The sequence below is a fragment of the Paenibacillus sp. CAU 1782 genome, assembly GCF_054551715.1.
The window spans coordinates 94,772-115,357 of record NZ_JBTOLL010000001.1; the positions used below are offsets into that span (position 1 = coordinate 94,772).

Sequence of the window (20,586 nt, forward strand, 5' to 3'; positions counted from 1 at the left end):
CGTTGACAGCAACGGGCAATCCTGATAATTTAGGGTTATCGATAACATTTTTAATCCTGATTTGGAGGTTATACCATGGCAAATACGGATTTTAGGTTTCAAGGCGGTTTCCCTAAAATAGGCATAAGACCTACGATCGACGGCCGTCGCAAAGGGGTAAGGGAGTCGTTGGAAGAGCAAACGATGAACATGGCAAAGGCGACAGCTGCGCTGTTGTCGAGCGAGCTGCGGTATCCTAACGGCGAACCTGTCGAATGTGTCATTGCCGACACCACCATCGGAGGCGTGGCGGAAGCCGCGGCCTGTGGAGAAAAATTTGCCAAAGCTGGCGTAGGGGTATCGATAACGGTAACGCCGTGTTGGTGTTACGGTACGGAAACGATGGACATGGACCCTGCCATCCCAAAAGCCGTTTGGGGGTTTAACGGTACGGAACGTCCCGGCGCGGTTTATTTGGCTGCGGTGTTGTCCGGGTATGCGCAAAAAGGGCTTCCCGCCTTTGGCATATACGGGGAGCATGTGCAGGACTCCGGCGAAACGGAAGTGCCTCAGGATGTCAGGGAAAAGCTGCTTGCCTTTGCGCGCGCAGGTCTTGCTGTGGCCTATATGCGCGGCAAATCGTATTTGTCCATGGGTTCTGTCTCCATGGGAATAGCGGGATCAATCGTGAATGACGCATTTTTCCAGGAGTATCTGGGCATGCGCACGGAATACATCGATATGACGGAATTTGTGCGGAGAATGAATGAAGAAATCTATGACGTCGAAGAGTTCAAGAAAGCGTTGTCATGGGTCAAGGCCAACTGCAAGGAAGGCCCGGACAACAATCCAGATCATCTTCGAACCTCGAGAGAACAGAAGGACCGTGATTGGGAAACTGTTGTCAAAATGACGCAAATCGCGCGCGACCTGATGATTGGCAATCCTCGTCTTGGGGAGCTTGGCTTTGGCGAAGAAGCAATGGGCCATTACGCGATTGCCGCGGGATTTCAGGGACAGCGCCAATGGACGGACCATTTTCCAAATGGAGATTTTCTGGAAACCATCCTTAATTCCTCCTTCGACTGGAATGGCATTCGCGCGCCCTTTACGGTCGCTACGGAAAATGACAGCTTAAACGGAGCCGTTATGCTGTTTGGCCAGCTGCTGACCAACACAGCGCAAATTTTTGCCGATGTCCGCACCTATTGGAGTCCGGAATCCGTACAGCGGGTAACCGGTCATAAGCTGGAAGGCGCAGCCTCAGGGGGATTGCTGCATTTGATCAATTCCGGTTCGGCCACGCTGGACGGCACGGGCGAGCAGTCCAGAGACGGACAGCCGGCGATGAAGCCATTTTGGGAAATTCAAGAGGAGGAAGCGCGGAAATGTCTGGAGGCTACCGCCTGGCGGCCCGCATCGGTTGAATATTTCCGTGGCGGCGGTTACTCCACCGATTATTTGACTCGCGGAGGCATGCCGATGACCATGTCCCGCCTCAATCTGGTGAAGGGCATTGGACCGGTCCTCCAAATAGCGGAAGGTTATTCCGTTGAATTGCCGCAGGATGTCCACGATGCGCTGGACAAAAGAACCGACTCCACCTGGCCGACAACCTGGTTTGCGCCACTGCTGACGGGTGAAGGCGCGTTCCGCACCGTGTACGACGTCATGGATAATTGGGGAGCCAATCACGGTTCCATCAGCTATGGCCATATCGGAGCCGATCTCATTACGTTGGCCTCCATGCTGCGAATCCCGGTCAATATGCATAATGTGCCGCAGGAGAGGATTTTCCGTCCCCGGGCATGGGGACTGTTCGGCACTGCGCATTCCGAAGGAGCGGACTACCGGGCATGCGGCAATTTTGGCCCGTTGTATAAATAAGCAATGGATGGAGGCAGGAGAGAAATGAGCAGCATTAGAGAAGAATTATGCAAATATGCCCGCAAAACGGTCGCTGGCAAGCTGGTGGTTGGACCGGGTGGCAATATAAGCGCCCGGGAAAACGGCAAAATGTATCTGTCGCCCAGCGGTTTTGCGCTGGATGAAATTCAGCCGGAGCAATGGGTCGAAGTCGATATCGAAACGGGAGAGATTACGGACATTGGGCTTAGGCCGTCGTCTGAAGTGCTGATGCATCTTTACGCTTATCGCGCCAATCCCGATATTAACGCTATCGTCCATACGCATCCGCCGTATTGCATCGCGTTTACGCTGGTGGAGACGAAATTGCCCGTCATGTTTCCGGATCAGGCGGCGCTTGTTGGCAAAACATTGTATGTGCCTTATGTGCTGCCAACTACCGACAAGCTTGCATTTGCTTATGTCGAGGTGGTGAATCAGGCCAGCTCGGTATTGCTGGGCAACCATGGACTTGTAACCTCCGGCCGCAACTTGAGAGAAGCTTATTATCGGACTGAAGTGGTGGAGGAAAGCGCCAAAATCTATTTGATTGCAAAAGCAATCAAGGAACCTAAAGTGTTGACCGATGATGAATTCCGGGAGGTTGCCTCGCTGGAAAGCGAAGCCTACCGCATTCAATTGCTGCAAAAAATGAAATAGACATGACACTGTTTTCTGAGTTAGTCTTAGGGTGTTAACTGCTTGTCTAGAAATGGATAAAGGAGGGGTCGGGACATGCTAAAAGGAATTCCCAAGCTGATTTCGCCCGAGCTGCTGAAGGTGTTAATGGAAATGGGGCATGGAGATGAGCTGGTTCTTGCGGATGGGAATTTTCCGGCCGCCAGCCATGCGCAACGGCTGATTCGGTGTGACGGTCATGACATTCCGGAGCTGCTGGACGCCATATTGGGGCTTTTTCCGTTGGACCAATACGAGGTTAAACCTGCGGCGTTAATGGCGGTTGTGCCAGGCGATCCTGTGGAAACGCCAATCTGGAACGTTTATGGCGAAATCATTAAGGAATATGCAGGGCTTGAGGACCCGTTCGAGGAAGTTGAGCGGTTTGCCTTTTACGAGCGAGCCAAATCCGCTTATGCCATCGTGGCAACCGGCGAAAGTGCGCTTTATGCCAACCTGATTATCAAAAAAGGCGTCATTACCGCCGCGCAATAATCATGATAAACGGACAGCCCCTCTCATGTTACGATGAGCGGGGCTGTTCCTCTCTCGGAAGCGGAGATAATCCATCCATAATTATGTCAAGGAATTCGCGCATCAGGAAAGGCGCGGCCATTTTGACGGCGATGGGGCCCGCAAGCGTCATTAGCTCCATCAGCCATTTTTCGTTTTGCTCCGACGGCACAATAACGAGCGGAATAAACTGCATCAACTGAAATTCGCTGCCAGCGCCTCCTCGGCGTCCTGCACAGTAGTAAATGACGTCAAGCTGGCATGTCCTCCGGCAAGCTGTTGTTCAACGGGGCTGGCAGACCGGCCGTGCCGATTTTGGGCGTGTAGTCTTCTCCGTTAAAAACGAGAAAAAGCAGGGTCAACACCAACATTGGCGCCAAAATAAGAAGGGCAAGAGTTCTTTTGTCATGCAGAAATTACCTCGTAATACGAATAAAAAGCGATATTATCCTCATTTGCCTGCACCTCCGTAAAAAAGAAAGGTTTCTTCCATCGTAGCTTTTTGCGCGGATTGTTTAAGTTCCTCCGGTGTGCCCGTTGCGATAAGCCGGCCATCTGAAATCATGACTAGCCGATGGCATTTGTCGACTACATCCATTACGTGCGTGGTCAGCAAAATCGTGATTCCGCCTTGGCAGAGCCGATATAGCTCATTCCAGATCATCAGCCTCAGCGAGGGATCTATGCCTGCGGTGGGTTCGTCGAGAATCAGCGCATCCGATTGTGCCATATAACCGATTTTTTAGTAATCACTCATTTTGGGATTATAGGAAAATAAAAAAAAGCTGATGATGTTGCATCAGCCTTTTTGGTATCCCCGTTATGTCAAAAGCGAGCAGGGGTTATTTTGTTGTAGAGTTCGGCTCCTGTTCCGGAGAAGCCGCAAGATCAGCTATGGCATTGGACTCCAGTATCTGCAAAGAAGGCCCCGCCATGCGTGCCGCCTTAACCATCGCCAGTGCAACATCGCTGCTTTCAATAGCTTTGTATCGGGCAAGCGGTCCAATCATCAAAGCGCCAAGCGGGCGCGACAGCAGTATGGCCGCTCGTTCTCCCGGCCTGCTTTCTGTCCGATTGCCGAGCAGCAGGGAAGGGCGCAAAATGACAAGCCGCGGCAATCCAAGAGCGGTCAAGTCGCGTTCGGCTTCACCTTTGACGCGATTATAGAAAATTTTGGAGGCTGCGGAGGCCCCCATTGCCGTTACGATAATGAAGCGGGAAGCGCCAAACCGTTGGGCTGCGCGTCCTAATTCAAGCGGGTACGTATAGTCAACGCGCCGGAAAGCTTCCTTGCTGCCGGCCTGCTTGATCGTAGTGCCAAGCGCGCAAAAGACATCGGCGCCATATAGAAGATCACCGTCAAGCTCCTCCGCCAGACGGTCAAAAGAGATATGCCTCTCCTCCAGCTTGGGATGAGCGATGCCGAGTCCCCGCCGGACAAGAACAATAACCCGGCTGTATGCGTGATGATTCAGCAGGAGGTGGACGAGGTCTTTTCCGACAAGTCCCGTTGCCCCCGCCACAACCGCGGTTAATTCGAGAGCCTTCATTTTATTGTTTTCCATAAATAGTCTCCTTATGGTATCCCTCCAAATAATTGCTCATTGTCCGGATGACGTCTTGCCTGAAATCGCGTTTGAATCCTTCCAGAGCGTTCTTTTCCACAATTTCTACAAGCGCCGGAGGCATGCTGGTTGATAGATGGCATCCGATAATAATGGAGGCTTGAGCCTGAAAGACGTCCATAACATCCGATGCTTCTAAGATGCCGTTAGCCGTAATTAAATTCGTCATGTTCATCATTCCATGGTACAAGTCGGTCTTCAGCTTTAACATGATTTCGGGATCGACGTTATGCTCCAACACTGTGGAGCGCATGCCTTCCAAACGGATATACAGCGGGTTATGATCAACAAGCTCGATCAGCTCATCTATAATTAAATGTTTAAAATCCTCAAAATTTTTTACCGGTTTTTCCGAAATCATCTCCATAAGACGTTCTAGTCTTTTTTCATATTCCCTGCACAGGAGATGGAAAAATAGCGATTCTTTTGTTTTAAAATAAACGAACAAAATGCCCTTTGACATGCCCATTTCATTGGCGATATCGGACATTTTAATCGTATCGTATTGAGAAGTGGCAAACATCTCTGCTGCCTGATCAAGGATTGCGGCAGCTTTCAGTGCTTTTGCTTCATCGGTCATCGCGCGTTTGGCCAATCGGATCTCCTCCATTCTAAATAAAAGTATCATCGAATCGCCGGGGAGTCAAAAGGTCAACGCTTCTGGAGGGAAACAAAAACACACGGGGCAGAGTCAAGCTCCGCCGCGTGCGTTTTTTGAGATGCCTAATCGTATTAGAAATTAAAATTGTCGGGGTCTGATCCAAAACGCCGATTCTGATTGAGGGAGGACAATTGTTCCATATCTTCGCGGGACAGCTCGAAGTCGAAAATATCGGCGTTTTCGGCAATGCGCGATGGAGTTACGGATTTAGGAATTGTGATAACGCCGTTTTGCAGATCCCAGCGCAAAATGACTTGAGCCGGCGTTTTGCCGTATTTGTTCCCGATTTCAGCCAGAAGAGGAATATCGAGATTGCCCTGCATCAATGGGCTCCAAGCCGTTAATTGAATGCCGTTGGCTCTGCAATAAGCAAGCAGTTCAACCTGCGACAGCAGCGGATGATATTCCACCTGGTTCACCATTGGCACCAAGTCGCTGCCTTCGGCCAAATCCTGCAAATGATGGATTTGAAAATTGCTGACGCCTACAGCTCTGGCTTTGCCGCTTTTATAGATTTCCTCCAGAGCGCGCCAGGTCTCCTTGTATTTGCCTTTGACCGGCCAATGAACCAGCAGCAGATCGACATAGTCCATGTCCAGTTTGGAAAGGCTTTTTTCAAATGCGGCAAGGGAAGTTTCATATCCCTGATCCGAATTCCATACCTTTGTGGTAATAAACAGCTCATCGCGAGGAACGCCGCTGTTTTTGACCCCGGCGCCAACGCCTTCTTCGTTGCCATAAGCCGCCGCCGTATCAATATGGCGGTAGCCGGCGTCGATTGCGGCTTTAACCGTTTTTTCCGCCAGGCCTTCCTCCGTTACTTTAAATACGCCAAGGCCCAACCAAGGCATTTTCACCCCGTTGCTCAGTACAGTGCTTTCCGTTAATGCGTTTGCCATCATCGTATCCTCCTTGTTAGGTCGTGTCCATTAACCATTACCCTGATATGACGTTGCACAATCATTGATATTGCGGGCGGCGATACGCCGCGTTAAGCATGGTACTAAATAGCCAGTTCCAAAATAGACCGAACATCGTCCTTGCCTAATACTTTAAAGGAACCGATAGGGCCGTAGCGTACGGCTTCCTCGGCCATGCGATCCAACTGATCGGACCCAATGCCGAAATCGGCAAGGCGGGTTTCCGAGCCGATGCGTTTAAAAAATTCATGCGTTGCTTGGATGCCGGCGAGCGCAACTTCTTCGTGACTTTTGCCCTCCGCCTTGATGCCCCATACGCGCTCCGCATATTGCACAAAACGGTCGATTCGCTCCTGGTAAACGTATTTCATCCAGTTCGGGAATACAACTGCCAAACCGCCGCCATGCGGAATATCGTAGATCGCGCTAATTTCGTGCTCAATGCCATGCGATGCCCAGTCGTTTCTGACGCCAACGCTGATCAAGCCGCCGTTAAGCGCCATCGTGCCGCACCACATCAGGTTGGCCCTGGCTTCGTAATGCTCCGGATTTTCCAGCGCAAGCTCCACATTTTCGATGACGGTTTGCAGAATGGATTCGCAGAGCCGCTCCTGAAGCGGAGTGTCGGTGGTCAAGCTGAAATATTGCTCGAACACATGGGACATAATGTCGACCGAGCCGTACACCGTCTGATTGCGAGGAACGCTATAGGTCAATACGGGATCCAGAATGGAGAAGACAGGATATAGGAGAGGGCTTCCCGCGCCTCGCTTCAGCTTTTCCTCCCAGTTGGATACAACCGTATTGCCGTTCATTTCAGAGCCGGTCGCCGCAAGGGTCAGCACGGTGCCAATAGGCAAAGCGGCTTCGATTCGGGCTTTATTGGTGAAGAAGTCCCAGACATCTCCCTCATAAGGAACGCCTGCGGCAATCGCTTTGGATGCGTCGATAACGCTACCGCCGCCAATGGCAAGTATAAAGTCGACGCCTTCGGAGCGGCAGATTTCAATGCCTTTGTTAACGGTAGTCAGACGTGGGTTGGGCTCAATGCCGGCCAACTCGTGAACGTTGACACCGGCTGCTTGCAATTGCGTCAAGGCGCGATCGTACAAGCCGCTGCTTTTGATGCTGCCGCCGCCGTATACGAGCAGAACGGTTTTGCCGTATTTGGCCGTCCATTCCCCAATGCTGTCCGAGGTGCCTTTTCCGAAAATGATGCGTGTGGGATTCTGAAACTGAAAGTTGTTCATGTGCGCTCCTCCTATAATTAACTTTTGGGGTAATCAAATTGCTTGGCAGTTATGTATTCGGCTTCATTTTAGTGAATATAATGGACAGTGTCAAGTTTAAGAGAGGGTTGAAAGGTTAACTTTTAAGTTATATAATGAGCTGAAATAGAGATGGAGCTATAGAAGGGGCGTTACCATGGATATCCAAGTTAATCTTGAAAATATGCAATTCCTTGAGTGTTTCTCATCACCAACCCGGGTCAAAATTATCGAGCTTCTTGGTTCCGGGCCTATGAATATTAAAAGCTTGTCCGAAGCGCTGGATATAAAATCTCCCATCGTGACCCGACATATACAAAAACTTCAGGAAGCGGGCATTATTCGTTCCGAAAACATCGCGGGCAAAAGAGGGATGCAGAAGCTGTGTTATCTTCAGCTTGAACAAGCGACGCTGCATTTTAAAGGAGTTCCCGTCAGCGACAACCGGAAAAAATATGCGTTTTCTATTCCCATCGGGCATTATTCGTCCTACGAGGTCAAGCCGACCTGCGGCATGGCGTCGGCAACCAGCATGATCGGCATGTGCGACGATCCTCGGTATTTTGCGGATCCTGAACATGTGATGGCCAAAGCGCTTTGGTTTGGTTCCGGTTATGTGGAATACCGGATTCCAAATTATATGATCAACAACGAGCAGCCGGAATCGCTTGAAATCTCGATGGAAATATGTTCCGAAACGCCATGCGCAGTTAATCATCTCCCTTCGGATATTACGTTTGCCATCAATGACGCCCCTATCGGCATTTGGACCTATCCCGGCGGTTTCGGCGGAAACCGGGGCAAATATACGCCGGAGTGGTGGTACAAAAACATACATCATGGATTCATCAAAACAATCCGGGTCAACCGAGAAGGTTCCTTTATTGACGGAGTTCGGGTATCCGGAACAACAATTGACGATCTTCATTTCATTTATGGAAAAGAAATATTGTTCCGCATTTCCTGCAGCGCAACAGCCAAAAATTGCGGCGGCGTTACCCTGTTCGGCAGCGGCTTCGGCAATTACAACCAGGATATCGACGTTATTCTTCGCTGCCTGCCATGAGGCAAATTACATCCTGTTGGCTTATCCGGTAATATCCGGCATCGCTATTGTAAAATACCATAACTTCGCCCCAAATAGAGATGCCATCGCGCTTCTCTATTTTTGTTTCAAACAAAAATAAATATATTCAAAAATAAACAAAGATGATATCATGGGTTTAAATCACATTAAAACAATCATTCGGAGGTAAATCCATGGTACAAAGCTTGTGGAACAAGGAAAAGGCGGCCGAGCTGGAAAGCGGTCTTGACGAATTGGTATACCGCTCCAACATTATTGGCGAGGATCGCCGCGTCTGCAATTTTGGCGGAGGCAACACCTCCAGCAAAACGGTCATAAAGGATTTTCGCGGCCGCGACGTCGAAGTGATGTATGTGAAAGGCAGCGGCTCCGATCTGGCAACGATGAAAGCGGGCAACTTCACGGGTCTACGCCTGGAGGACATCGCTCCGCTGTTTCAACGTTCCGAAATGCCTGACGAAGAAATGGTGGCCTATTTGGCAAACTGCATGATCGATGCTAAACATCCGCGCGCTTCTATAGAAACGCTGCTGCATGCCTTTTTGCCTTTTAAACATGTGGACCACACCCACCCCGACGCCATTATCAGCTTGTGCTGCGCGGACAACGGAAGGCAGCTGGCGGAAGAGATATTCGGCAACCGGTTTGTATGGGTGCCTTATGTTCGTCCCGGCTTTACTCTGTCCAAGATGATTGCCGAAGGCGTGTTGGCTAATCCCAATGCGGAATTGGTGCTGATGGAAAAGCATGGGCTTGTCACTTGGGGCGAAACCTCCGAGGCTTGTTATGACCAAACGATCAAAATTATTAATGAAGCGGAAGCCTTTATCGAAGCTCGCGTAAGGGAAGAAGAGCTGTTTGGCGGCGTTAAGTTTGCACCGCTTCCGTCCGATGTGCGGAAAGCGCTTGCGGCCGCGGTTATGCCAACCGTGCGAGGAGCCGTTAGCGACGAAACAACGATGATTCTGTCTTTTGACGACGCCGATGACGTATTGGCTTTTGTCGGAGGAAGAGACTCTGCGGAGCTGTCGCAGGTAGGCGCGGCGTGTCCCGACCATTTGGTGCATACCAAAGTAGTGCCCCTGTTCGTGGACTGGACGCCCGATGCCAATGACGCAGAAGGACTCAAAGCCAAGCTTGCCGAAGAAGTTTCGGCATACAAGGAACGTTACAGACAATATTTCAAACGCAACAGTCATGAAGGCGACGTGCAGTTCGAAGCGGCGCCTCGTGTCATCCTGATTCCCGGGGTAGGCATGATCAACACCGGAAAAAGCTGGGCCATGTCCCAAGTAAGCGGCGCATTGTACCACCGTGCGATTGCCGTCATGCGCGGCGCAACAGCGCTTGGAAGCTTTGTTTCCCTTAGCGAAAATGAATCCTACAATGTTGAATATTGGCCATTGGAGCTGTATAAGCTGTCTCTGGCTCCGGCGGAAGCGGAATTTTCCCGCAAAGTAGCGCTCATTACCGGCGGCGCGGGCGGCATCGGAAGCGAGACGGCGCGCCGTCTCGTATCGGAAGGAGCACATGTCGTGCTTGCCGATTTGAATCTGGAGGGCGCGCAGAAGGTAGCGGCCGAAATCAATGCCAAATTCGGCGAAAACCGCGCGATTGCCGTCGGGATGGACGTAACGAGTGAAGAGCAGGTACGGGCTGCTTACGATGCAACGGCCGTATTTTACGGAGGAGTCGACATTTTGGTCAACAATGCGGGTTTGGCGACATCCAGCCCCTTTGACGAAACGTCGCTGAAGGAATGGAACCTGAACATGAACGTGCTGGGCACGGGTTATTTCCTGGTGGCCAGAGAAGCCTTCAAGCTAATGAAAACACAAGGAATCGGCGGCAATATGGTTTTCATCGGCTCCAAAAATTCGGTTTACGCCGGCAAAAACGCAACGGCCTACAGCTCCGCCAAAGCCCTTGAAGCCCATTTGGCCCGCTGCATAGCGGCGGAAGGCGGAGAGTTTGGCATTCGCGTCAATACCGTGCTGCCCGATGCGATCCTGCAAGGCTCTGCGATCTGGAACGGCAGCTGGCGCAATGAACGCGCGGCGGCCTACGGCATTGAGCCGGATCAACTGGAGGAATATTATCGCAAACGGACTACTCTATTAGTTAATATTTATCCCAAAGACATTGCGGAAGGCATCGCTTTTTTTGCATCGTCCAGATCGGCCAAAACGACCGGCTGCATGCTGACGATCGACGGAGGCGTTCCGGCCGCCTTTACAAGATAACGTGCCGAAAGGAGATCGAGCATGTACCGAGCCATAGGCGAGAAGCATTGGATTATTCCCGACGGTTATATTCCGCCGGATAGCACCGGCAGTCTTGTCAGCCATGAATCTATTTGCGTGCTGAATACCTCTTCCGAGGAAGCTTTGATTTCAATCACGATTTATTACGAAGACCGGGAGCCGCTTGAAGATATCGTTCAGGTTGTCGGAGCGCGAAGAACGAAGCATATCCGGACATCTGGTCTTCAGAAAAACGGCGAAGGCATTCTAGTTGGCGTGCCCTATGCCATTGAGCTGAGAAGCGACATTCCCGTAGTAGTGCAATACAGCCGCCTGGATTCCACCCAGGCGGAAAATGCCTTAATGTCGACGATGGCTTACCCGTTGAAAAAACAATAATGGCCTGAGCCGCGATCAGCCTGGACAACATCTGGCTGCACGGCCTGCACGGCCCATGTCATCATACATCAGAATGAGAGGATGTTTTGGTCATGAATGATCGCGCGTATGCGCTGTTTGAAGAACAGCAGAGCGCAAGAGGCATTAATCTGGAAGAGGCAAAGGCTAAATTGAAAGCGCTGCGCATTGAGACCCCTTCCTGGGGTTACGGCGATTCCGGCACTCGCTTCAAGGTGTTTCAGAAGGAAGGCGTGCCAAGGGATCCCTTCGAAAAATTCCAGGATGCTGCCCAGGTCCATCGCCTGACGGGACTTGCTCCGTCTGTGGCTATTCATATTCCTTGGGACAAAACGGAGGATTATGGCAAACTGCGCACTCATGCCGAAAGCCTTGGGCTTTCCATTGGCGCTGTAAATCCCAATTTGTTTCAGGAAGATGAATATATGCTTGGCAGCGTAACCAATGCGGATGCCTCCATTCGGCGAAAAGCAACCGATCATCTGCTGGAATGCGTCGATATCGCAAAGGAGACAGGTTCCCGGGATTTGAGCCTCTGGTTTGCCGATGGCACCAACTATCCCGGCCAGGGACATATCCGCAACCGCAAGCGCTGGATGCAGGAGGCGCTGGAGGAAATGTACAAGGCGCTAAATCCCGATATGCGCCTGTTGATCGAATACAAATGTTTTGAGCCGGCTTTTTATCATACCGATCTGGCGGATTGGGGCATGGCATTTAACCTGGCACAAAAGCTGGGCCCGCAGGCAGAGGTGCTGGTGGATACCGGACATCATTTGCCGGGCGCCAATATCGAGCACATCGTCGCTTACCTGATCGATGAAAAGCGGCTGGGCGGCTTCCATTTCAACAGCCGGAAATACGCGGACGATGATCTGATCGTAGGCTCCGTCAATCCGTACGAGTTGTTCCTCATCTTTTATCAGATTTTGAGCGCTGCCAAGGATGGTGGCGTAGAGGTGGCGAACAGTGTAAACCATATCGCTTACATGATCGACCAGTCCCACAATATCGAGCAAAAGATTCCGGCGATGCTTCGTTCTGTATTGAATGTGCAAACGCAATATGCCAAGTCGCTTCTGATCAACCATGATGAAGTGAACGATGCCGCATCGCGCAATGATGTGCTTGGAGCCGAACATGCCGTACGCAGCGCCTTTGAATTTGACGTTGCTCCGCTTCTCCATGCCGTGCGCGAAGAACAGGGGCTGCCGCTTGATCCCATGAAGACGTATTTGGCGGGGAGTTACGGCGACAGCATATTGGCGAGAGGCAAAGGCGGTGCAAGCTGGTGAGCTCCGTCCTGGCGTTTGACTTGGGAGCAAGCAGCGGCAGGGCGATGATCGGCCATTTGGAAAACGGGCGGATTGAGATATCCGAGCTTCACCGCTTTTCCAATGATCCTGTGCGGGCCGGGAGCGGCCTCTATTGGGATATTCTTCGATTGCTGCATGAACTCCAGACGGGATTATGGAAGGCCAAAGCCGAAGGACATGTTCTGGACAGCTTGGGCATCGATTCCTGGGGTGTGGATTTCGGGCTGATCGACGGCAACGGCGAATTGCTGGGCAACCCGCGCCATTATCGCGATGCTGGCGGCAACGACGTGATGGAGCGGGTTGTGGAACGGTTGACCGTTGAAAAAGTGTTTGGCAATACCGGCATTCAGCTGATGCCGATCAACACCCTTTATCAACTCGCTTCACTGGAGGAAAAGCGGTCTCCCCTACTGCGCGAGGGCAAGCATTTCCTGATGATTCCCGCTTTGCTGCGGTATTATTTGACCGGCCAAAAAGCAAACGAATTTACGCTGGCAACGACCAGCCAGGCCTTTAATCCCTTCACGGGAGATTGGGATGATGAATTGCTTGCTGCCGTAGGGTCTCCGCGGAATCTGTTCGCACCGGTTGTTCAACCCGGTACGGAGGTTGGGCAGATAAGGGAATCGCTGTGCGAAGAGCTGGGCATAGAGCCAACGCCCGTTATCGCCGTGGCGGAGCATGACACGGGTTCCGCTGTGGCGGCCGTGCCCGCTGAAGGACCGGGTTTTGCCTACCTGAGCTGCGGAACCTGGTCGTTGATCGGCACCGAAGTGGACGCTCCCGTCATTACAGACCGTTCAAGAGAGCTTAACTTTACGAATGAAGGCGGCGTTTATGGCACTTACCGGCTGCTCAAAAACATTATGGGACTGTGGATTCTGCAGGAATGCAGGCGGGAATGGGAACGCCAGGGCAAATCGTTCAGCTTTCCGGAGCTGGTAGCGCTTGCCGGCGAAGCCACGCCTTTTGCCGTATTCCTGGATGTTGACGACGATTTGTTTCTGCAGCCCGGCGATATGCCGGCGCGGATCGGCGAATATTGCCGCAAAACCGGTCAGGCGGAACCGTCATCTCTTGGCGCAACCGTCAGGGCGGTGCTGGAGGGGCTGGCATTCAAATACCGGTATGCGCTGGAGCAGACGGAGGAACTGGCAGGGACAACGTTCCAAGGGCTGAACATGGTTGGCGGCGGCATACAAAACACGCTTTTATGCCAATGGACATCCGATGCGTTAGGCAAGCCGGTGTGGGCAGGTCCTGTCGAAGGAAGCGCAATCGGCAATATGCTGGTACAATGGATAGCAAGAGGGCAAATTGAGGACATTTGGCAAGCCAGGTCGATTGTAAAAGCGTCTTTCCCCATTGTGACGTATGAGCCGAAGGGCCATGGCGATTGGGCGGAGGCTTACCATCGCTACCTGGTTGCAACGGGATTGTCCGCAAGCTAACAGGCGGTATCGGCGCAGCTGGAGCAATATGGCATGCGCCGGCCCGGTTTGTCCGCAAACTACGGATGCCGGAAACGGTTGGAAAGAGGGCAAGGTATGCTGGTAGCTGAGCGTTATGAAAAAATTGTGCAGCTGGTTAACGAGAGGGGCAGCATCCGTGTGACGGAGCTGAGCGAGCAATGCCAGGTGACGGAGGAGACCATCCGGCGCGATTTGGATCGGCTGGAGCAGGCCGGCAGGCTGCGCCGTTCACATGGCGGCGCCGTTAGCGTCAAGGAGCAGCAATCCGAAACGCCTTATTTTGAGCGGGAAATTACCTTTGCCGAGGAAAAAAAGCGTATCGCGGAGGAGGCAGTCAAGCTGATTGCGCCAAAGGAGCGAATTCTGCTGGACGCCAGCACCACGGCTTGGTATATGGCGGCTTCCATGCCGGATATGCATATTACGGTTCTTACCAATTCCATCAAGGTGGCGATGGAGCTGGCCGGGAAGGAAAAAATCCAGGTCATTTCAACTGGCGGCCTATTGGCTTCGCGCAGCCTCTCATATGTCGGGCCCCTGGCGGAGCGTTCGCTGGACGCCTACCATGTGGATAAAGCGTTTCTGTCCTGCAAGGGACTGCATCTGGAACGGGGAATCAGCGAATCAAACGAGCTTCAAGCCCGGATCAAGCACAAAATGGTGGGGATGGCGGATTCCGTTATTTTGCTCGCGGACTCCAGCAAATACGGCGTGCAGGCATTTACGCATGTTGCGGATCTTCACGACATTCATATGCTCATTACCGATGCCGGTCTTTCATCTGAAGGAGCAGCCGAACTGGAGCAGCGGGGAATTACCGTAAAAACAGTATAACGAGAGTTTCTACGATAAAATTGCGCTGGCTTCGTTTAAGGAGTGCAGCGCTTTTTTAAAAAGAAGGAGGCTGGAGCCAGGCATGAAGGTTTCCATGTTTATTACCTGTATGAGCGACGCCATGTTTCCAAGGGTCGGCGAGGCCATGGCGCGACTACTTGCAGAGTACGGAGTGACGCTGGAATTTCCAAGCGTGCAAACCTGCTGCGGACAACCCGCCTACAACAGCGGGTATTGGAAGGAAGCGCGCGAGGCGGCCCGGATCATTCTGGATGCTTTTCAAGACAGCGACTTTGTGGTAGCGCCTTCAGGCTCTTGTACCGGTATGCTGCATCATTACGACAAGTTGTTTCAGCATGAGCCGGACCAGATGGAGCGGGTTCGCGAGCTGAGGGAGAAGTCGTACGAATTTACGCAATTTCTGGTTCAAGTCATGGGCATAACGGATCTTGGCGCTTCCTTCCCGCACAAGGTGACATACCATCCCTCTTGTCATGGAACGCGAATTTTGGGCATCAAGGAGGAACCGATGCTGTTGCTTGAGCGGGTTAATCATCTGGAGCTTGTTCCGCTGCCGTTTGCAGAGGACTGCTGCGGGTTTGGCGGGACATTTGCGGTCAAAATGGCGGATATTTCCGGAGCGATGGTAACGGAGAAAGCAGACCATGTGCTGGAGACGGAAGCGGAAGTGCTTGTTGGCCTGGACATGGCTTGCCTGATGAATATCGCCGGGAATTTGCATTACCGGGGCAAGCCGGTGCGCGTCATGCATCTGGCGGAGCTGCTGTATGAGGGGGTGAAGGGCGCATGAGCGGAGGAAGCAAAAGCGGAGCCACGGTAAAAGCGCGGGCGGAGATTGCCCTGAACGACGAGTTTCTGCGGAAGGCGGTCCGCTTTACGACGGAACGACTCAGAAACGGCAAAAAAAACGCGTCGGCCGAGCATGGCAATTGGGAGCAATGGAGAGAGCGGGGACGCGCCATCCGGCTGCATACCATCGCCCATCTCGACTATTATTTGAACTTATTTGTCGATAACGCCAGAGAAAACGGTGTTCATATCCATTTTGCGGCTACGGCGGCGGAGGCGGTGGAAATCAGTTTGGATATCGCCACCCGCACCGGAGCGCGGTCGGTTGTCAAATCCAAATCGATGGTTTCGGAGGAGCTTCATCTCAATCAGGCGCTGGAGGGGATTGGCGTTGAAGCGATAGAGAGCGACTTGGGCGAATATATCATCCAGCTGGCCGGTGAGATGCCCTCTCATATCGTCATTCCCGCCATCCACAAAAACCGGTACCAAATCGCCGAGTTATTGTCAAAGGAAGCGGGATACGAGCTGCCGCCGGATACGACGGCTTTGGCCGGTTTTGTGCGAAAAAAGCTGCGGGAGAAGTTTCTGGAGGCGGACATCGGAATGACCGGCTGCAATTTTGCCATTGCCGAAACCGGCTCGATGGTACTCTTTGAAAATGAAGGAAACGCGCGAATGGTAAGCACCATTCCCCGGACGCAAATTACGCTGATGGGCATGGAGCGGATCATTCCCTCCTGGAGCGATCTGGAGGTCATGGCGACGTTGCTGCCGCGTTCCGCTACGGGGCAAAAGCTCACGATGTATATGTCGGGCATTACGGGCCCGCGCCGAAGCGCCGACGCCGACGGCCCGGATGAAATGCATATTATTATTGTGGATAACGGCCGGTCGCTTCAACTGGGCGATCCCGAGTTTCAAGAGCTGCTGAACTGCATCCGCTGCGGCTCATGCCTGAATGCTTGTCCGGTCTACCGGCATATCGGCGGACACGCCTACGGCAGCACCTATAGCGGCCCCATCGGCGCGGTGTTGACCCCGTCGCTGAACGCCAATGTGGCGGAGTGGGACGATATCGCAAACGCCTCTACTTTGTGCGGCGCCTGCTACGAGGCTTGTCCCGTCAAAATACCGCTGCACGACATGCTGGTTTATTTGCGGCGGCGCAAAGTGGAAAGCGGTCATGGCAGCAAGCTGGAGAGCCTTGGCATGGGAGGATTTGCAGCAATTATGGGCAGCTCCAAGCGGCTCGGAGGTATGCTGCGGCTAGGCAAAGCAGGGCAAAAGCTGCTGCTTCGCGATGGCTTCATCAAGTCCAAGCTAGGCCCGCTCAAAGGCTGGAACGCTTATCGCGTTACGCCTGCGCTGCCAAAGGAATCATTCCGCGACCGGTGGCCAACGCTCGAACAAGAGCTGCGGGCGGGGTTGCAAGGAATGGAACCTTCCGTTTCGGAGCGGATGGAGCGGGTGCTGCAAGAGAGAAAGCGGAGTGCCGGGCATGGTGCAAACTACGACGGCGATAGCAAGGACAGCAAGAATAAGCAGCGGGGAGGAGGCGTCAATCATGACTGAAACCCATGAGCAGTGGCTTGCCCGGCTGGAAAAGCAGTCCCGGGAGAGGCAGAAGCAGTTTATCGGCGGAATCGCCAAACGGCTGGGGCATAGTCCCATGACGGAAGCGCCGCATCATCCCCATCGCGGCGCGCCGGATTTCTGGACTGCTCTGGAATGGAGTGATGAGGAGAAAATCAAAGGGTTTACCGACAATTTTTTGTCCGTTGGCGGTCATGTAGCACGCCTTGCCTCGCTCCGTGAAGCCTCCGTTTTTATTGCGGCAAAGGCGGAGGAGATGGGCGCCAAATCAGTGGTTCGCCAAGATGAAGCTGCTCTGGCTGACCTTGAGCTGGAGAAAGCCCTTCCCCATGCCGATATAGCCGTATGGAACAGCGACCCTGGCAAGTCATGGAAGGCCGTGGCGGCAGGCGCCGACTTTGGCATCGTGCAAGCCGACCATGCCGTCGCCTATACCGGCTCGGTAACCGTTCTGTCCTCTGGCGAAAAAGGGCGTTCCGTCAGCCTGCTTCCCACTGTATTGTTTATTCTCATTCCGCTGGATCGTCTTGTCACAAGGCTGGGAGAGGTGCTGGAAACGTTTCACCACGCGGGGCGCCAAAACTTGCCCGCAGGGATTCATTTTATAACGGGGCCGAGCCGTTCCTCCGATATCGAAAATGACTTGACCATCGGCGTTCACGGCCCGGGAATCGTTTATGCGCTTTTGATCGGGTGAAGGCATGAAGCGGGGATGCTCATAAATGAATCCCGTAAATCGAAGTCTTCAATGGCCATTTTCAGAGAAGTAATGGCAGGATCATTGCTTAGCTCTCGAGCTTTTTGCAACATGTTTTCGGAAATATCGACTCCAATGACGGAGCGGGCGGATTGCTCTCGCGCGTAACGGCAATGCCAGCCAAACCCGCAGCCTAAATCCAGCACGTTTTTATTGCGGAGATCGGGCAACATTGCCTTCAGCTCATGCCATTCTCCGGCCCCGTCCAGTCCATTGACCGAACGGGGCATTTCTTTATAGGCGGAGAAAAATTCTGTATCGTCGTATTTATTTTGTTTCATCGGCGCATCTCTCCAACATTTATAGGGCTATGGAGTTATTCAGCAATGGTGTTTTTAAAGGTATTAATGAACTGAAGAGCTTTTTCCGGATTTTCCGAGTTGACGCGTACGCCGGCAAACAAATCCATTTTGAGCAACGGAAGATCCGTGGCAAGCCAGGAGCCGCTTAAATCGATGGCGTAAATATGCTCTTCTCCCGGAGTTTCATCCGATACGCCTGGCGTAACGGTTAATTTCTGAAGTCTTTTTTCGTCCAGTCCGCCAATGAGATCCGATTTGTCGTCCAGCTCCATAAGAACGCCTTGGGTGCCGATGTACTCCAGCATGCTGCGGTCCATAATATAGACATCCGCTTTTTCCGTTACCAGCGTAACAGCGGCTTTTTGCAAATAAGCCATTTGGTTCATGTCATCTTGCGGGACAAAGGTGATGGTGGATTCCACTCGCTGCCATTCCGGGAATTGCGTCAACAACGCCTCGTTAACGGCTGTTTGATCCTTTTGTCCTTCCTCCAGCATAAAGGTGCCAAAAAACGAGACGTGAACATCAACGGGCGGCAGGCTGGCCAAATATTTTTGATGCTCGCGATGATCAATGAAGCTGTTGATGCCATAAACGATCAGCGCAATCAGAACGATGGCTCCCAGCGTATGGAATTTATAATACCGCCAAAAATGATCCACCTTTTGAGCCTTTTCCGCCATGCCGCCGTATTTGCCGTATTCCTGCTGATTGAAGGCGTCCGTTATTTTACGATCCTCGTATTCCAGAATAAAGCGGTAGGCTTCCGTCATTTTTGAAAAATCGGGTTCGCTGCCGCTGTCGGAGGATGCGCTTTCACTGCCGCTTTGTTTTGCGCGTGCGCGGTCCCTTTTGAGCAGCGTAGTATAACGCTTTTCGACTTCCTCTTTGTTCGCCATTGGTTCAAGTCCCATTAAGCGATAGGCTTCTTCAAGTTGTTTGTTGTCGTCCACAGTTTCACCTCAGTTATAATTGGAAAAAATCCGCTAGATTCCCTATAGTATAAGTATACGGAATTATCCCGGCAACGCAAATGAACTCATGTTCGATCACTCTCCGAAAGGATGAAGGCTGCAATGAAAACCTATGAGTTTGATTTTGGAATCGGGGAATCCCCGGCGTCTCCTTTTATACAAATCTTGCCCGAAAGCGTATATAGTCAGGAAACGGGTTACGGCTTTTTGCCGGGAGGTTGCATCGGCTCCCGTATACGCAGCGGTGGTGACCGTCTGCGTTCCGCCTTCTGTATTCCGATGGAAGCGGCGTTCCGCGTTGATCTGCCCAACGGCTGCTATACGCTGACCGCCATAATCGGCGATGAGCTGGCGCCTACCGTTACTACGATTCAGTTCGGAAAGCGTTCCACCGTTTTGTCCCGGGCAAGCACAATTGCCGGACAATATAGCACATACAGCTTCACCGTCAAGGTGAAGGAGGAGCATCTGAAGCTGGCCTTCTCCGGCATAACGCCGCGCATCAACTATTTGCGAATCCAGCCGGCTCCATCCGCGATGACGGTTTTTTTGGCCGGAGATTCGACGGTGACCGACCAGGAGACCTTTCCGTATGCCGGCTGGGGCCAGATGCTGCCGCTTTATTTTAAGGCGGAGGTTGCGGTGGACAACCGGGCCGTTTCGGGCAGAAGCTCCCGGAGCTTTATCGACGAAGGACGGCTAGAGGCTATTATGGAAGAGATCCGTCCTGGCGACCATCTGTGGATTCAGTTTGGACACAACGATCAAAAAAGCGATTCTGCCCGGCACACCGAGCCGTTCGGCTCATATAAGGACATGCTTTTGAAGTACATTCAAGGGGCGCGTTCAAAAGGAGCGCAGCCGGTTCTCGTCACCTCGATGCATCGCCGCCGTTTCGACGATAATGGCGAGCTGGTCGATACGCATGGAGATTATTTGGCAGCGATGAGGGAATTAGCCAAGGAAAGCGATACGCAGATCATCGATTTGGCCGTCAAGTCTGAAGAGCTTTTCACGTTGCTGGGAGCCGAAAGATGCAAGGAGCTGTTTATGTGGGGATTGCCCGGCGAGTTTATCGCCTTTTCAGAAGGCGTCAAGGACGATACCCATTTCCAGGAAGCTGGCGCCATGAAGCTTGCGGAGCTGGTCGTTGAGGGCGTAAGGGAGCTAAACCTGACGCCTGTTGCGCTTTATTTGAGAGCATAGGAACCGATAGGGGGAGCATA

The 20,586-nt window shown here is 52.4% G+C and carries 20 protein-coding genes and 1 pseudogene; 13 read left to right on the forward strand and 8 right to left on the reverse strand.

Annotated features, from left to right (window positions below):
• Positions 1-75 precede the first annotated feature (75 nt).
• The 3 genes from ACX93W_RS00410 to ACX93W_RS00420 all read left to right on the forward strand — a co-directional run bounded on the left by ACX93W_RS00410 (position 76) and on the right by ACX93W_RS00420 (position 3,057).
• The gene (locus tag ACX93W_RS00410; RefSeq protein WP_459390352.1) at positions 76-1,866 is read left to right on the forward strand and encodes an L-fucose isomerase; all 1,791 of its coding nucleotides are present in this window, start codon (positions 76-78) and stop codon (positions 1,864-1,866) included.
• A gap of 24 nt (positions 1,867-1,890) precedes the next feature.
• Complete coding sequence (locus ACX93W_RS00415) at positions 1,891-2,544, forward strand: class II aldolase/adducin family protein (protein ID WP_459390353.1); 654 nt, start codon at positions 1,891-1,893, stop codon at positions 2,542-2,544.
• A gap of 75 nt (positions 2,545-2,619) precedes the next feature.
• On the forward strand, positions 2,620-3,057 hold the full coding sequence (locus ACX93W_RS00420; protein WP_459390354.1) for an RbsD/FucU family protein: 438 nt from the start codon (positions 2,620-2,622) through the stop codon (positions 3,055-3,057).
• 28 nt (positions 3,058-3,085) lie between these two features.
• Here ACX93W_RS00420 and ACX93W_RS00425 read toward each other — a convergent pair whose 3' ends face one another.
• The 6 genes from ACX93W_RS00425 to ACX93W_RS00450 all read right to left on the reverse strand — a co-directional run bounded on the left by ACX93W_RS00425 (position 3,086) and on the right by ACX93W_RS00450 (position 7,531).
• Positions 3,086-3,274, reverse strand: a complete 189-nt coding sequence (locus tag ACX93W_RS00425) for a hypothetical protein (protein WP_459390355.1) — start codon at positions 3,272-3,274, stop codon at positions 3,086-3,088.
• A gap of 252 nt (positions 3,275-3,526) precedes the next feature.
• Positions 3,527-3,805, reverse strand: coding sequence for a hypothetical protein (locus tag ACX93W_RS00430; protein ID WP_459390356.1), 279 nt, complete (start codon positions 3,803-3,805; stop codon positions 3,527-3,529).
• Positions 3,806-3,917: 112 nt separating this feature from the next.
• Positions 3,918-4,640, reverse strand: a complete 723-nt coding sequence (locus tag ACX93W_RS00435; protein WP_459390357.1) for an oxidoreductase — start codon at positions 4,638-4,640, stop codon at positions 3,918-3,920.
• Complete coding sequence (locus ACX93W_RS00440) at positions 4,627-5,295, reverse strand: TetR/AcrR family transcriptional regulator (RefSeq protein ID WP_459390358.1); 669 nt, start codon at positions 5,293-5,295, stop codon at positions 4,627-4,629. The genes ACX93W_RS00435 and ACX93W_RS00440 overlap by 14 nt, the downstream gene beginning before the upstream one ends.
• A gap of 137 nt (positions 5,296-5,432) precedes the next feature.
• A complete protein-coding gene (locus ACX93W_RS00445; protein ID WP_459391970.1) occupies positions 5,433-6,260 on the reverse strand; it encodes an aldo/keto reductase in 828 nt (275 codons plus the stop codon).
• 104 nt (positions 6,261-6,364) lie between these two features.
• Positions 6,365-7,531 (reverse strand): iron-containing alcohol dehydrogenase, encoded by a 1,167-nt coding sequence (locus ACX93W_RS00450; RefSeq protein ID WP_459390359.1) that lies wholly within the window; start codon positions 7,529-7,531, stop codon positions 6,365-6,367.
• Positions 7,532-7,706: 175 nt separating this feature from the next.
• Between ACX93W_RS00450 and ACX93W_RS00455 the strand changes: the two genes are divergently transcribed.
• From ACX93W_RS00455 to ACX93W_RS00495, 9 genes are all read left to right on the forward strand, one after another.
• Positions 7,707-8,615, forward strand: coding sequence for an ArsR/SmtB family transcription factor (locus ACX93W_RS00455; RefSeq protein WP_459390360.1), 909 nt, complete (start codon positions 7,707-7,709; stop codon positions 8,613-8,615).
• Positions 8,616-8,809: 194 nt separating this feature from the next.
• Positions 8,810-10,879, forward strand: a complete 2,070-nt coding sequence (locus ACX93W_RS00460) for a bifunctional aldolase/short-chain dehydrogenase (protein ID WP_459390361.1) — start codon at positions 8,810-8,812, stop codon at positions 10,877-10,879.
• 21 nt (positions 10,880-10,900) lie between these two features.
• Complete coding sequence (locus ACX93W_RS00465; RefSeq protein WP_459390362.1) at positions 10,901-11,278, forward strand: sensory rhodopsin transducer; 378 nt, start codon at positions 10,901-10,903, stop codon at positions 11,276-11,278.
• A 92-nt stretch (positions 11,279-11,370) separates the two neighbouring features.
• A complete protein-coding gene (gene rhaI, locus ACX93W_RS00470; RefSeq protein WP_459390363.1) occupies positions 11,371-12,591 on the forward strand; it encodes an L-rhamnose isomerase in 1,221 nt (406 codons plus the stop codon).
• Complete coding sequence (locus ACX93W_RS00475) at positions 12,588-14,066, forward strand: rhamnulokinase (RefSeq protein ID WP_459390364.1); 1,479 nt, start codon at positions 12,588-12,590, stop codon at positions 14,064-14,066. Before rhaI ends, ACX93W_RS00475 begins: the two co-directional genes overlap by 4 nt.
• Positions 14,067-14,162: 96 nt before the next feature.
• Complete coding sequence (locus ACX93W_RS00480; RefSeq protein ID WP_459390365.1) at positions 14,163-14,921, forward strand: DeoR/GlpR family DNA-binding transcription regulator; 759 nt, start codon at positions 14,163-14,165, stop codon at positions 14,919-14,921.
• A gap of 82 nt (positions 14,922-15,003) precedes the next feature.
• Entirely contained in the window at positions 15,004-15,732 is a 729-nt protein-coding gene (locus ACX93W_RS00485; protein WP_459390366.1) for a (Fe-S)-binding protein, read from the forward strand.
• Positions 15,729-17,306: a LutB/LldF family L-lactate oxidation iron-sulfur protein gene (locus tag ACX93W_RS00490; RefSeq protein ID WP_459390367.1), complete on the forward strand. Its 1,578-nt coding sequence runs from the start codon at positions 15,729-15,731 to the stop codon at positions 17,304-17,306. The genes ACX93W_RS00485 and ACX93W_RS00490 overlap by 4 nt, the downstream gene beginning before the upstream one ends.
• Positions 17,299-18,024: a LutC/YkgG family protein gene (locus tag ACX93W_RS00495; protein ID WP_459390368.1), complete on the forward strand. Its 726-nt coding sequence runs from the start codon at positions 17,299-17,301 to the stop codon at positions 18,022-18,024. Before ACX93W_RS00490 ends, ACX93W_RS00495 begins: the two co-directional genes overlap by 8 nt.
• Here the strand turns inward: ACX93W_RS00495 and ACX93W_RS00500 are convergent.
• A pseudogene (locus tag ACX93W_RS00500) lies at positions 18,009-18,365 on the reverse strand (class I SAM-dependent methyltransferase); the annotation flags it as partial. The gene ACX93W_RS00495 and the pseudogene ACX93W_RS00500 sit on opposite strands and share 16 nt — an antisense overlap.
• A 35-nt stretch (positions 18,366-18,400) precedes the next feature.
• Positions 18,401-19,339 (reverse strand): J domain-containing protein, encoded by a 939-nt coding sequence (locus ACX93W_RS00505; protein WP_459390369.1) that lies wholly within the window; start codon positions 19,337-19,339, stop codon positions 18,401-18,403.
• Between the two features lie 123 nt (positions 19,340-19,462).
• On the opposite strand from ACX93W_RS00505, the gene ACX93W_RS00510 reads away from it, so the two are divergent.
• Positions 19,463-20,566, forward strand: a complete 1,104-nt coding sequence (locus tag ACX93W_RS00510; protein ID WP_459390370.1) for a rhamnogalacturonan acetylesterase — start codon at positions 19,463-19,465, stop codon at positions 20,564-20,566.
• Positions 20,567-20,586 lie beyond the last annotated feature (20 nt).